This window comes from Streptomyces sp. NPDC059909 (genome assembly GCF_042730885.1).
In the GTDB taxonomy this organism is placed as follows: Bacteria; Actinomycetota; Actinomycetes; order Streptomycetales; family Streptomycetaceae; genus Streptomyces.
The window spans coordinates 32,395-45,310 of sequence record NZ_JBHWKX010000028.1; the positions used below are offsets into that span (position 1 = coordinate 32,395).

At 72.2% G+C, this 12,916-nt stretch carries 8 protein-coding genes and 1 pseudogene; 3 read left to right on the plus strand and 6 right to left on the minus strand.

Annotated elements, in window-relative coordinates; translation table 11 throughout:
- The first annotated feature begins 115 nt into the window (after nucleotides 1–115).
- From ACFV9O_RS20110 to ACFV9O_RS20120, 3 genes and pseudogenes are all read left to right on the plus strand, one after another.
- A complete protein-coding gene (locus tag ACFV9O_RS20110) occupies nucleotides 116–2,062 on the plus strand; it encodes a calcium-binding protein (protein WP_385419714.1) in 1,947 nt (648 codons plus the stop codon).
- 211 nt (nucleotides 2,063–2,273) lie between these two features.
- On the plus strand, nucleotides 2,274–3,245 hold the full coding sequence (locus ACFV9O_RS20115) for an NADP-dependent oxidoreductase (RefSeq protein ID WP_385419717.1): 972 nt from the start codon (nucleotides 2,274–2,276) through the stop codon (nucleotides 3,243–3,245).
- 90 nt (nucleotides 3,246–3,335) lie between these two features.
- Nucleotides 3,336–3,521: pseudogene (locus ACFV9O_RS20120) on the plus strand (prolyl aminopeptidase); the annotation flags it as partial.
- 58 nt (nucleotides 3,522–3,579) lie between these two features.
- On the opposite strand, the gene ACFV9O_RS20125 reads toward ACFV9O_RS20120, so the two are convergent.
- The 6 genes from ACFV9O_RS20125 to ACFV9O_RS20150 are packed head-to-tail and all read right to left on the minus strand — an operon-like array spanning nucleotide 3,580 to nucleotide 12,910.
- Nucleotides 3,580–4,206 carry a LysE family translocator gene (locus ACFV9O_RS20125; RefSeq protein ID WP_385419720.1) on the minus strand — a complete coding sequence of 209 codons (627 nt, stop codon included), beginning with the start codon at nucleotides 4,204–4,206 and terminating at the stop codon, nucleotides 3,580–3,582.
- Nucleotides 4,200–5,015 (minus strand): thioesterase II family protein, encoded by an 816-nt coding sequence (locus ACFV9O_RS20130; RefSeq protein WP_385419722.1) that lies wholly within the window; start codon nucleotides 5,013–5,015, stop codon nucleotides 4,200–4,202. The genes ACFV9O_RS20125 and ACFV9O_RS20130 overlap by 7 nt, the downstream gene beginning before the upstream one ends.
- 7 nt (nucleotides 5,016–5,022) lie before the next feature.
- Complete coding sequence (locus tag ACFV9O_RS20135; protein WP_385419724.1) at nucleotides 5,023–5,328, minus strand: acyl carrier protein; 306 nt, start codon at nucleotides 5,326–5,328, stop codon at nucleotides 5,023–5,025.
- Nucleotides 5,328–9,776, minus strand: coding sequence for an amino acid adenylation domain-containing protein (locus ACFV9O_RS20140; protein ID WP_385419726.1), 4,449 nt, complete (start codon nucleotides 9,774–9,776; stop codon nucleotides 5,328–5,330). Before ACFV9O_RS20140 ends, ACFV9O_RS20135 begins: the two co-directional genes overlap by 1 nt.
- A gap of 30 nt (nucleotides 9,777–9,806) precedes the next feature.
- Nucleotides 9,807–11,135, minus strand: a complete 1,329-nt coding sequence (locus ACFV9O_RS20145; protein ID WP_385419729.1) for a cation:proton antiporter — start codon at nucleotides 11,133–11,135, stop codon at nucleotides 9,807–9,809.
- Nucleotides 11,132–12,910 (minus strand): type I polyketide synthase, encoded by a 1,779-nt coding sequence (locus ACFV9O_RS20150; RefSeq protein ID WP_385419731.1) that lies wholly within the window; start codon nucleotides 12,908–12,910, stop codon nucleotides 11,132–11,134. The genes ACFV9O_RS20145 and ACFV9O_RS20150 overlap by 4 nt, the downstream gene beginning before the upstream one ends.
- Between the last annotated feature and the right edge of the window lie 6 nt (nucleotides 12,911–12,916).

Here is a 12,916-nt window from a genome sequence, read left to right on the forward strand (position 1 = left end):
GGTGAGGGCCACAAGCGGCCTGAAGCTGTGGCTGTCCACGGCGGCGAGAGGCGGAGAGGTCTGCATGTCCACGTTCATTTCTGGTCTGCGAACGAGAGCGAGGCGAACGGGGGCAGTGGCCGTCGCGGCCCTGGCCCTCGCCCTGGCCCTGCCCGGTACGGCACTGGCCGACCCGGGCGACCTGGATCCCGCCTTCGGCGGCGACGGCAAGGTCGTGACCGATGTCGCCAATGTCGAGGACAGCCAGGACGTCGCCCTGCAGCTCGACGGCAAGATCGTCACCATCGGCAGCGGCTTCGACTTCGACGGCCCCAACGACTTCGTGCTGGTCCGCTACAACACCGACGGCAGCCTGGACACGGGGTTCGGTGGCGGCGACGGCATTGTGTTCGCCGACCTGGACGGCGGCAGCAACGACGAGGGCCAGGCTGTGGCGGTGCAGCCCGACGGCAAGATCGTCGCGGTCGGCCGCAGCGACACGGTCGACGGCACGCGGGCACGGCTTGCGGTGGCCCGCTTCGACAGCGAGGGCAACCCGGACGGCTCCTTCGGCGACGGTGGCAAGGTGATCACCGACTTCGGAACCGGCACGTCCGGATACGCCCGGGCCGTGGCCCTGCAGTCCGACGGCAGGATCGTCGCCGCCGGCCTCGCCGACGGCGATTTCCTGGTGGCTCGCTACACGGCCAACGGCAGCCCGGACACCGGATTCGGTAACGGCGGCACCGCACGCACGGCTTTCGCGGAGGGCGGCGCTTCGGTCCACGACGTGGCCCTGCAGTCCGACGGCAGGATCGTCGCCGCAGGCCAGGTCGGGTACACCTCCCCCGACTTCGTCTCCGATTTCGCCTTGGCGCGGTACAACTCCGACGGCAGCCCGGACACCGGCTTCGGCGGCGACGGCACGGTGACCACCGCCTTCGACGGCGAAGACGCGGCTCGCGGAGTGGCGGTGCAGTCCGACGGCAGGATCGTCGCCGCCGGCTACGCCGCCTACGATTTCGCCTTGGCGCGGTACAACTCCGACGGCAGCCCGGACATCAGCTTCGGCGGCGACGGCACGGTGACCACCGACTCGGGCCAGTTCGAGCGGGCCTACGACATGGCACTGCAGCCCGACGGCAGGATCGTCGCCATCGGCGGCATCCAGCAGGATTTCGCGCTGGCGCGCTACAACACCGATGGCAGTCTCGATGCCGGCTTCGGCGCCGGCGGCAGGGTGACCACCGACTTCGAGACCTTCTACGACGAGGCCCACGCCGTGGCGGTGCAGCCCGACGGAAAGATCGTCGTGAGCGGGAACGGCAGCGACAACCACGCTGTCGCCCGTTACGAGGTCAGCAGTACCCCGCCCCCGGCCGTCGTCGACCTCGCGGTCACCAAGACCGGCCCCGCCACCGTCAGCATCGGCGACCAGGCCTCGTACACCGTGACGGTGCACAACACCAGCGCCACCGCGGCCACCGGCGTCACCCTGGCCGACACCCTCACCGGAGCCGGAGGCACTCTGCTGTCGGCCACGCCGAGCCAGGGCACCTGCGCGACCACGGCCACCAGCGCGAACTGCACCCTGGGCACCCTCCTCCCCGACGCCTCCGCGACCGTGACCGTCGTGGCGGAGCCCCGGGCCACCGGCACCCTCTCCGACACCGCCACGGTCAGCGCCGCGGAATCCGACCCCGTGCCCGCCAACAACACCGCTACGGCGACCACCACCGTGAACAACGCCCGCGGCTGCACGATCGTCGGCACCAGCGGCGCCGACACCCTGAACGGCGGTTTCAACAACGACGTCATCTGCGGCCTCGGCGGCAACGACACCATCCGGCCGGGCTTCGGCAACGACACCGCCCACGGCGGCACGGGCAACGACAACATCGACGGCAGCTACGGGAACGACACCCTGAACGGCGGCCCCGGCAGCGACGTCCTGACGGGCTCGTACGGCAACGACACCCTCAACAGCGTCGACAGCGTCTCCGCCAACGACACGGCCAACGGCGGCCCCGGCATCGACACCTGCACCACCGACCCGGGCGACACGCGCATCAGCTGCCCGTGACCGTGCGGCCCCTGCCACCGGCCGTCACCAGGGCCCGCACGGCCGGGCTCCGGTGCCGGCGAGGGTGCCGGCGAGAGCGCCCCCGACCCCAGGGGGCGCTCTCGCACGTGCGGAGCCTCCTCGCACGTGCGGGCCCTCATGCACCCGAGTAGATTCGGGCCGGGGAGACCGGGGAACAGGGGAAGTCCGTACGCACCGGGAGTGACCCCTCATGACTGCCACGATGCATGCCGTACGAGCCCACGAGCGGGGCGGCCCCGAACGATTCGCGTACGAGTCGGCACCGCGCCCCGAACCGGCGGCCGGTGAGGTCCTCGTCGCCGTGTGCGCCGCGTCCATCACGGCAGGTGAACTCGACTGGGACGCCACCTGGACCGACAGCCTCGACGGAACGGGGCGGGACCGAACCCCGACCGTCCCGTCGCACGAGGTCTCAGGCGTCGTGGCCCGCCTCGGCAGCGGAGTGACCGACCTCGGGACCGGCGATCAGGTCTACGGGCTGATCCCGTTCACGCGCGACGGTGCGGCCGCCGAGTACGTCACCGTTCCCGCGGACATGCTCGCCCCCAAGCCGGCCACGCTGGACCACGATCGGGCGGCGGCCGTTCCGCTCGCCGCGCTCACCGTGTGGCAGGCGCTCGTCGGCCATGCGGCACTGCGATCGGGACAGCACGTCCTGGTCCACGGCGGCGCCGGAGGCGTCGGCACCTTCGCCGTCCAGATCGCCGCGGCGCTCGGTGCACGGGTGACCGCCACCGCATCGGCGCGTGACAAGGACTTCGTCACCGGCCTCGGCGCACAGCGGGTCATCGACTACCATTCCGAACGCTTCGAGGACCTGGTGCACGACGCCGACGTCGTACTCGACCTGGTCGGCGGCGAGACGCTGGACCGCTCCTGGACGGCCGTACGCCCCGGCGGAATCGTGGTCAGCATCGTGCAGCCGCCGGATCCGAAGAAGGCGGCCGCCCATGGAGCGCGCGGCCTGTTCTTCATCGTCGAACCCGACCGGGCCGGGCTCATGGCGATCGGCGAGCTGATCGACGCCGGCAAGCTCAGGCCGGTGGTGGACCGCGTGGTGCCGTTCACCGAGACGCGAGCGGCCTACGAGGCGCTCGCGACGGAGCATCCGCGCGGCAAGGTCGTCCTGCACGTCGAGCACGGTCGACGGGACGCCGCGTAGGCGACCCATCCGCCTGCCGGGCGGCGACGAGGGCTACCAGGCGGCGACCAGGGCTACCACGTGGTCACGAACCCGCCGGCGATCGTGAGGGCGGGCATCCCCGGCGTCCTGGTCCACGGCCGCCTCGACATGTCCGGCCCACTCGACACCGCATGGGAACTCGCCCGCGCTTGGCCCGGCGCGGAACTGCTCGTCGTCGAGGACGCGGGCCATCTGGGCAGCGACACGACACGCGGCCATGTGCTCGCGGCGCTGGACCGCTTCGCCGGCGCGTGAGGGCTCGCGCCCTCGGCCGACGGCCGGATCCCGGCTCCACACCGCGCACCCGGACGCCTCAGGGCGACTGCAGCGCCAGCCGTGCCGCGAAGCCGATCAGCAGGACGCCCGTGACCTGTTCGATACGGGCCCGCACCCGGGGACGGCGGAGCACTCTGCCGAGGCGGTCGACCGTGATCACGTAGGTGCTGAACCACAGCAGATAGATGACGGCGAAGACCAGCGAGAGCAGCAGCGCTCTGGGCAGCACGCTCCCCCCAGGTGGCAGGAACTGGGGCAGGAAGGTCACGAAGAACAGCGCGACCTTGGGGTTGAGCGCGTTGGACAGGAAGCCGTGCCGCAGGTACCTCGTGCCCTTCTGCGCGCCGTCGCCGTTGCCGCCGTCGTCGCCCTCCGTGTCGTCCGCCATGGTGTGCCGGGCGCTGCGGAGGGTCGCGATGCCCATCCAGGCCAGATAGACGGCGCCCACGACCTTCAGGACGGTGAATGCCGTCGCCGAGGCGATGAGCAGCGCGGAGATGCCCAGGACGGCCGCCCCGACGTGGACGCTCAGGCCCAGCACTCCGCCGACCATCGTCAGGAGCCCGGCCCTCCGGCCGCCCGCAAGTGCGTTGCGGGTGATCAGGGCCTGGTCCGGGCCGGGGATCATGATGAGGACCAGGGACGCGGCGGCGAAGGTCAGCACGGTGTGCTCCGCTCCGGGGCGCCGGCACCCGCACCGGCACCGGCGTGAGCACGGGAGTCGACCGTGCCGACCGCTCCCGCGAGCGCCCGCAGTACGACGGCGGACCGTTCACGCAGATAGAAGTGGCCTCCGGGGAACTGCCGCACGGTCACCTCGGCCGTCGTGTGGTCCTGCCACGCCTCCAGCTGCTCGCGCGAGACGCGGTCGTCCCGGCCGCCGAAGACCGTGACCGGAACGGGGAGGGGATCCTCGGCCCGCCAGGAGTACGTCTCCAGAATCTGGTAGTCGGCCCGCAGCGGAGTGGCCGTGAGCATCCGCAACTCCGGTGAGGCCAGGACCTCTTCCGGGATGCCCCCGTGGATGCGCGAGACCGCCTCGATGAGGTCGGTGTCGGGCAGCCGGTGCAGCGGCTCGGCGGTCCGTTTCCGAGGGAGATGGGGTGCGGGAAAGCCGGACACGATCAGCCGGGCGGGCAGGCGGCGCCCGGCCGCGCGCAGGGCGCGGGTGACCTCGTACGAGACGAGCGCCCCGAGGCTGTGCCCGAAGAAGGCGTAGGGCACAGGGCCGTCGAGCGGCACGTCGGCGAGGAACGCCTCGACCAGCGCGTCCATCGACGTGAGGACCGGCTCGGCGGTACGCGAACCACGGCCCGGCAGCTGTACGGCGTGCAGCTCGGCGCTCCGCAGATCGCGGGCCCAGCGAATGTATTCCGCGGCCGAACCGCCCCCGTGCGCGAAGCAGTAGAGCTTGGGGGCGGCCGGCCGCGTTGCCCCGCTGATCAGCCAGCGGGGCGACGCGGCGATGGTCATGGGTGCCTCACACTCCCGCCGGGAGCGGCCCGGTCCCCGTGAGCGGCCCGGTCAGACGGCGTGCCAGGGCGTCGGCCGTGAAGTGGTCGAAGACGTCCCTGGGACGCACCTGGATCCCCAGCTCCTCGCGGAACCCGGCGCAGATCACCAGTGTGGTCGCCGAGTCGACGCCGAGGTGGTCCAGCGGCGTCGAAGGGTCGATCTCGTTCGGGGTGATGTCGAGGATCTCCGCCAGGAATGCGGTGATCCAGTCCACGACCGCCTCATGGCTCAACTCGACCGCGGGCGCGGAAAGGGCTGTGCGGTTGTTCATCACTTCTCCTCCGGCATGAGCTCGGACGGGCCGAGGAGCTGCTCGAGATGGCCGTCGAGCGCTTCCACCGTCGTGTACTGCAGGACCGTCCCGACCGGTACGACGACGTCGAACGCGGACTGCAGCCGGGCCACCAGCCGCGCCGCGAGCAGCGAGTCGCCGCCCGCCTCCAGGAAGTCGTCGGCCAGATCCACCCGGCTCAGGCCCAGCACGTCCTGCCACATCTCGACCAGCTTGCGCTGCCGGTCGGTGCGTGGCGGCCTGGCCGGCCTGCCGCGCAGGGTGCTGCGCGCCCCCGCCTTCGCCAGCGCCCCGCGGTCCACCTTCCCCGTCCCGCTGAGCGGGAGCTCGTCCAGGGCGAAGAGCTGGGCCGGCACCATGTGCCTGGGCAGCTGCTCGGCGGCGAACGCGCGCAGTTCCTCGGGCGCGAACCGGCGGCGTGCGTCCGGGCCCTGGGCGACGATCACGTCGAAGCCCACGGAGGCCGGTCCGCCGGACGTGGTGAGCACGGCCGCGTCGGTGAACCCGGCCGCCGCCAGCTCCTGGCGCCACTGCTCGCGGTCCAGCAGACAGTGGCCGGTGCGCAGGTCGGTGTCCTCGAAGTTGTCGAAGCCCTGCTGGATCCCCATGACCAGGTCGAACCACGGGTGGAACGTGGTCTGCTCGACCAGCAGGAGGACGCCGCCCGGCGCCAGCACGGACCGCAGGCTGTGCAGCGTCCGCCGGATCCGGCGCATGTCGTGCAGCACGCTCGCCGCGACGACCAGGTCCGCCGACTGGTTCTCGAACCCCTGGGTCGCGGGCGGCTGGTCCAGGTCGAACAACTCGTAGCGTACGAACGGGAAGTCGGCGAAGGCGGGCTGCGCCCGGTCGGTGAAGTAGCGCGAGATGTCCGTGAAGACGTACTCCGTGCGGTCCTCCGGCAGCAGCGGCAGCAGGTGCTGGGTCAGCGAGCCGTACCCGGCGCCGACCTCCATGACGTTCAGGGGCCGGTCGGCGGGCCACCGGCCGACCATCTCGCGCACGGCGTCGGTCGCGGCCGCGTATGTCGGGCCGAACAGCCGCTCGTAGACGCCCGGTGTGCGGTCGGAGGCGTACAGCTCGGCGGAGTGGATGCTCTGCGTGAGCACTCCTGCCAGGTCGCCGGCGAGGGACAGCATCCAGTCGCTGACGTCCTCGGGGATCTCCAGCACGTCCCCCAGCACTGTGCGGGTGCGCTCCGCGAGCTCCGGGGACAGCCCGGGGGGAAGTTCTCGCGCGACCTTCAGCCCGGCCGCGTCCCGGCGCAGATGTCCGCTCCGCTCCAGGGCCCGAACGCCCCTGGCGAGCCAGCGCTCGTAGCGGGGCGCGACGCCGGCGCCGCGCAGGGCCGCGGGGTCGAACGGCTCACCGGGAGCGTGCGGCAGCCCGAAGGCGCGGAACGCGGCGGCGGTGGCGGTGGTGTGTACCTCGTTCAGCGTGTCCCAGGCCGTACGCAACGCGTCCGGGTCCGGGCCGGTTGCGGGCCGGCCGGCGGTGCCGCACAGCGCCTGCCACTGGCTCCGGCGTACCTGGGGGTCCGCGCGCTCCGTCACGAACAGCGCACGCCGTCCGTCCGCCTCCTGCCCCCCGGCGTCCCGCGCTTCCGCGTCGCGCTCCTTCGAGGGCACGACGTATCCGAGCAGACGGGCGGCGCCCCGGTCGTCGGACGACTTCACGACCACGGCGCTGTCGACGCCGGGATGGCGGGTGAGCGCGGCCTCGATCTCGCCCAGCTCGACCCGATGGCCGTTGATCTTGACCTGGCCGTCCCGCCGGCCCAGGAACTCGATCGTCCCGTCCGGTGTGTAGCGCCCGAAGTCACCCGTGCGGTACAGCCGTTCACCCGTGCGCGGATGCCGGACGAAGCTCGCGCCCGTACGCTCCTCGTCGGCCCAGTAGCCCCGCGCCAGACCCACACCGCCGATGTAGAGCTCGCCCGCGGTCCACACGGGGCACGGCTCGAGGCGTGCGTCCAGGACGTGGAAGGTCTGGTTGCGCAGCGGGACGCCGTACGGCACGCTCTTCGCGCCCGTGGGGACCTTGTCGACAGGGTGGTATATCGACCAGATCGACGCCTCGGTGGCGCCGCCCAGGCTGATGACCTCGGCATCGGGCCACAGCGCGCGGATACGGTCGGGCAGGTCGACCGGGATCCAGTCACCGCTGAGCATCACCAGCCGCAGCCCCTCGGGGATCTCGCCGCCGGCCTCCAGATGCTCCACGAGCATCAGCATCTGCGCGGGAACGGAGTTCCACACGGTCACCCCGTGCCGGCCCATGACCTCGGCCCAGTGCGCGGGCTCCGAGCGCATCTCGGGGGCGGGCAGCACCAGCGCGGCGCCCGCGGCGAAGGTGCCGAAGAGGTCGTAGACCGACAGGTCGAAGCCGAGGTCGGCAAGGCCGAGGACGCGGTCCCGGGGCCCGATGCCGAAACGCTCGTTGATGTCGACGACGGTGTTGAGGGCCGCGTGGTGCTCGATCATCACGCCCTTGGGCGTGCCGGTCGATCCGGAGGTGTAGATGACGTACGCCAGGTCCTCGGGTCCCGCCGGGCCCGACGGGTGGCGGGCGTCGCCGCCGGCCGGGGCCCCGTCCCGGTCGACCAGGACGCGCGGCAGGTCCTCGGGCCACTCCAGCTCGCTGTCCAGCGCCTTGTCGGTCAGGACCGCCACGGCCCTGCCGTCGTCGAGGATGCGGGCCATGCGCTGCGCCGGGAGTCCGGCGTTCACGGGCAGGTAGGTGCCGCCGGCCATCATCACACCGTAGGCGGCGGCGACCTGGTCGGCGCCCTTCGGCAGCGTGATGCCCACCAGCCGGTCCTTCAGGCTTTTCCGGCCTCCGGCCGCGGCGACGCGCCCGGCGACGGCCCGGGCGTGGCCGGCCAGTTCGCCGTAGGTCACGGTGCCTGTGGTGGACAGCACGGCGGGCCGGTCGGGGTGCCGGGCGGCCATGTCCAGCAGCGGCTCGTGGAGCAGTCCGGCGGGCCGGTGGCCGGCGGTCTCGTTGGCCTGCGTGCGGCCGGTCAGCTGGTGCGCGGGCAGCGTGACGACCGGCTCCTCGCCCCACATCGTGTCGTCGGAGGCCAGCCTCTCGACCATGCCGCAGTACGTGGCGAACATGTCGTCGAGCAGGCCCTCGGGGAAGAGCTCCTCCACACAGTCCCAGGTCAGATCGAGCGCCCCGGTGAGGTCGACGACCTGGTGGTCGAGCCACACCTGCGGGGTCTGGCTGATCCGGTACGTGATGTCGCCGAAGTACGCCATCGCGCCGGAGACGTCGGCCGCCGTGCCCAGGCCGCTGGTGAACACCACCGGCATCGTCTCGAACCCGCTCTGCAGTCCGCGCCGGCGGCGCTCGCGCAGCGTCTGCAGCGCGCTGACCTGGCGGTGGCGCAGATCCTGCTGGAGCTGTGCCTGGGTGGTCTCCACGCGCTCCGCCAGCGGGCGGCCCGCGGCGGCGTCCATCTCCAGCAGGCAGATCGAGGTGAAGTCGCCGACCATGTGGCGCAGATGGGGATGGACGATCCGCTTGCCCGCCTCGTTCTCGGCGAGCAGCAGCGGCAGCCGGTTGAACAGGGTGAGGTTGAGCGTGAAGCGCCGCGTGCCGCTCCAGACGGCCAGCACCTCGGAGAAGAGCGTGGCCAGTACGGCGGTGGGCGTCAGCCCGCGCTCCTCGCAGCGCTCCTGCAGCCGCTTCCACCGGTCCTCGGGGAGGTGGAACTCGCGGTGCGTGAAGCGGGGCTTGTGCACGCTCACCGGGGACTTGGCGAGCGGAAGGTCGGGGGGCGGTGCGAGCGTCTCGGCCCGGGAGGTCCAGTAGTCGAGTGCCTTCCGGTGGCGGGGGGCCTCGGAGCCCCGCTCCAGCGCCAGCGCATAGTCGCGGAAGGTCACGTCGACGGGCGGGAGCGTGCGGTCGGGGTCCTGGCACAGGGCGCTCCATTCGCTGAACAGGAGCGTGAGGCTGGCCAGGTCGACCATGAGCAGATCGAGACTGATGTGGAGCCGGTCGTGCTCGGGGAGCCGGGACATCCGTATGTCGAACAGCGGCCAGTCGGCGGCCGTGTAGACGTGGTGCGACATCTCCTCACGGACGGCCGTGAGGGTACGCTCCGCTTCGTCCTCGGGTGCGGAGCGTAAGTCGGTACATCGGATACGGAACTCGGGGACGGTTTCCAGGATCTGCTGGCGCCCGTCCTGCCCCACGACGGCACGGAGCATGCCGTGGCGTTCGATCAGCCTGCGCCAGGCCTGCGAGAGCACATCGGGGTCGAGCCGGTGCCCTTCCAGCTCGAAGTAGGCGTGGGGGGCCACGTTTCCCAGGACGAAGTTGGAGCCCCGCCCGACCCAGTAGGCGTACTGGATCTCCGTCAGCGGGAACTTCTGGAACTCCTCCGCGGGGGAATCTGCCGGGTGTTCGGTGTTGAGCACGGAATTGCCTCTCAGCTCTCTGTTCTCTGATCAGTTCTCTGACTGCTCGGTGGCGGCCGTGACGGGCACAGGGCGTACGGCCGGGAGGGTCTTGGGCGGCCGGGGAGCCGGCGGGTGGGTGAGGCGGAGCAGGGGGCCTGCCATCACCGTCGTGATGAGCGCCATGAAGACCATGGCGGTGAAGAGCCGGGTGTCCAGGACGCCGAGGCCGAGCCCGACGTTGAGGATCACCAGCTCGGTGAGTCCCCGGGTGTTGAGGAGCACTCCCAGGGCGGTGGCCTCGCGTGCGTCGGACCCGGTCAGCCGGGCCGCGCCCGCGGCTCCGGCGAACTTGCCGACGCAGGCCACGGCGGTGACCGCGAGCAGCATCAGGAAACCCCGCATGCCGAGCCCGGCCAGGTCCACCGAAAGGCCGGTGACGGTGAAGAAGACCGGCAGGAGCAGCAGGCTGGTCTGCTCGATGCGCTCGGGCACCTCGGGCGCCGTGGCGTCGATCTGCCGGCGCGGCACCACCGCTCCGAAGGCGAAGGCGCCGAAGACGGCGTGCAGGCCGATGGACTGGGTGGCCCATGCGGACAGCAGCAGACCGGTGACGAGTACGGCGTGCACGAGGGCGGCGCTGCCGGCCCAGCGGCGGCCGGGCGACAGCAGCCAGGCCAGCGCGGGGCGGACCCCCCGGACGAGCAGGAGGCCGAAGGCCGCGGTGGCGAGCACCATGCGGAGCGGCGCGCCGCCGCCCTCGGTGTGCACGACGGCCACGACGGCGGCGAGGATGCCCCAGGCCAGCACGTCCTGGATCGCCGCGCAGGCCAGGGCGACGTTGCCGATGCGCTCCTTCTGCAGTCCGCGTTCCGTGATGATGCGCGCCAGTACGGGAAAGGCCGTGATGGACATCGCGGCGCCCAGGAAGAGCACCGGCCCGAGCAGCCCGTCCGTCGACATCTGCGAGGTGTCGAACCACGGGTGGAGGGCGACCGCCAGGCCCGCGCCCAGCACGAACGGCAGCGCCACCGAGGTGAGCGAGACCGCCGTGACCTGTCGCCCCGAGCCGCGCAGGCCCCGCAGGTCGAAGTGGTAGCCGACGCCGAACATGAAGAGCACCAGGCCCAGTTGGGCGAGGACCTGGAGGTAGGGGCGGGCCTGGACGGGCAGGAGGAGATCCGTCGCGCCCGGGATCAGGCCGAGCAGGGCGGGGCCGAGCGCGAGGCCCGCGACGATCTCGCCGATCACGGCGGGCTGCCGCAGCCGCTCGGCGAGCTTCCCGAGGGCGGCCGCCGCGGCGAGGATGAGGGCAAGATCGGCCAGTACGATCCCGGCGACCGCTTCGGCGGATCCCGCCGCGGCGAGGCTGTGCATCATGGCGCGCCGCCCTGGCGGAAGCGGCGCAGCTGCCAGGGGTAGGACGGCAGCGGTACGAAACGGGCGTCGCCCCAGTCCGTACCGCCGGCGTCCGTGGGGTCCTGGGCGTCCCGCACGTCCTGGGAACCCTGCCGGTCCTGGGACTCATGCGGGTCCTGGGCGGGGTGGCCGTCCGCGACGCCCGCGAGGAACGACCCGAGCGCCGCGACGAGTTCCTCGTGCGTCTCCGCCGTGGTCGCGAAGCGGTGCCCGAAGCCCTGGCGGCGCACGGAGGCGCTGTAGCAGATGTCCCGCAGGGGGTGGCCGTGTCCTTCGCCGCCGGGTGCCAGGTAGGCCACGTACCGGCGGACCAGCTCCTCCAGGGCTCGGGGGTCCTTCGCCGAGACGGAGAACGGCCGGCGCACTCGGCCGGCCGGGGTGCGCGGGTGCTCGCGGGCGTCCGCCTCGCGGAGCACGACGTGCGCGTTCGTACAGGAGAGGCCCTGACTGCTGACGCCCGCGACGACCGGTGTGCCGGGCCTGCCGAGCGGCGTCGCGGTGGTCGGCACGGTCAGCGGAAGCCGCTCCCAGGGGATCTTCGGGTTGGGCGTCTCGAAGTGCAGGCTGGGCGGTGCGGTGCGGTGCTCCAGGCAGAGCACCGTCTTGATCAGCCCGGCCATTCCGGCGGCCGCCTGGGCGTGGCCGACGTTGGTCTTCACGGAGCCCACCACGAGCGGCCTGTCCGCGGGCCGGCCCTTGGCGAAGACCTCCCCGAAGGCGGTCAGCTCCAGCGGGTCGATCAGCGGGGTACCGGTGCCGTGTGCCTCGACGTAGTCGACCTCGGCAGGGTCGACGCCTGCGTCCTCGTACGCCCATTCCATCGTCTGCCGCTGGCCCTCCGACGTCGGCCGCAGCACGACGCCGCTTCCGGAACCGTCGTTGGTGACCGCGCTGCCGAGGATGACCGCGCGGACGCGGTCACCGTCGGCGACGGCCGTCTCCAGCCGCTTGAGGACGACCGCTCCGATGCCCTCGCCGGGCGAGAAACCGTCCGCGCGTACGTCGCCGAACTTGCTCCGCCCGTCCGGCGCGACCATGCGGACCTGGGAGAAGAGCACGTCCTCGTCGGGCAGGAACTTGAGGTTCACCCCGGCGGCCACGGCGAGCCCGGTCTCTCCCGCGCGCAGGCTCTGGCAGGCCAGATGGACCGCGGTGAGGGAGGAGGAGCAGGCGGTGTTGAGGGAGACGCTGGGGCCGCGGAGATCGAAGACGAAGGAGAGGCGGCCGGAGAGCAGACTCGGGTAGTTCTTGACCGTCGAGGGGCGGAGCGAGGCCAGCCCGGCGCGGTACTGCCGCTCGCCGTAGTCGGCGTTGGAGTAGCCGACGAAGACGCCGCTGCGGCTGCCGGCGATCCGCTCCGGCACGACGCCCGCGTCCTCGAAGGCCTCCCAGACGGTCATCATGAGCAGCCGCTGCTGCGGGTCGAGTTCGGTGGCCTGCTCGTCCGTGAGGCCGAAGAAGTCCGCGTCGAAGCCGTACGGGTCGGCGAGGTAACCTGCGCGCCGGCTGAGCAGCTTGCCGGGCGCCGGGGTGTCGGACAGCAGCGGTTCCACGTCGAAGCGGTCGGCCGGGACCTCGCTGGTGGTGTCCTCCCCGTCGCAGAGCAGCTGCCAGAGCCCGGCGGGTGAGTCCGCGCCCGGGAAGCGGCAGCCGAGGCCGACGACGGCGATGGGGACGGGTCCGGGCTGCGAAGTGCCGGACGGGGAAGGGCCGTTCGGGGCGTGGGGGCCGGGCATGCGGAA

Coding starts and splice junctions, on each gene's coding strand:
- ACFV9O_RS20115 (WP_385419717.1), top strand. CDS start 2,274: ATGACTGCCACGATGCATGCCGTACGAGCCCACGAGCGGGGCGGCCCC.
- ACFV9O_RS20130 (WP_385419722.1), bottom strand. CDS start 5,015: ATGACCATCGCCGCGTCGCCCCGCTGGCTGATCAGCGGGGCAACGCGG.
- ACFV9O_RS20135 (WP_385419724.1), bottom strand. CDS start 5,328: ATGAACAACCGCACAGCCCTTTCCGCGCCCGCGGTCGAGTTGAGCCAT.
- ACFV9O_RS20145 (WP_385419729.1), bottom strand. CDS start 11,135: ATGATGCACAGCCTCGCCGCGGCGGGATCCGCCGAAGCGGTCGCCGGG.
- ACFV9O_RS20150 (WP_385419731.1), bottom strand. CDS start 12,910: ATGCCCGGCCCCCACGCCCCGAACGGCCCTTCCCCGTCCGGCACTTCG.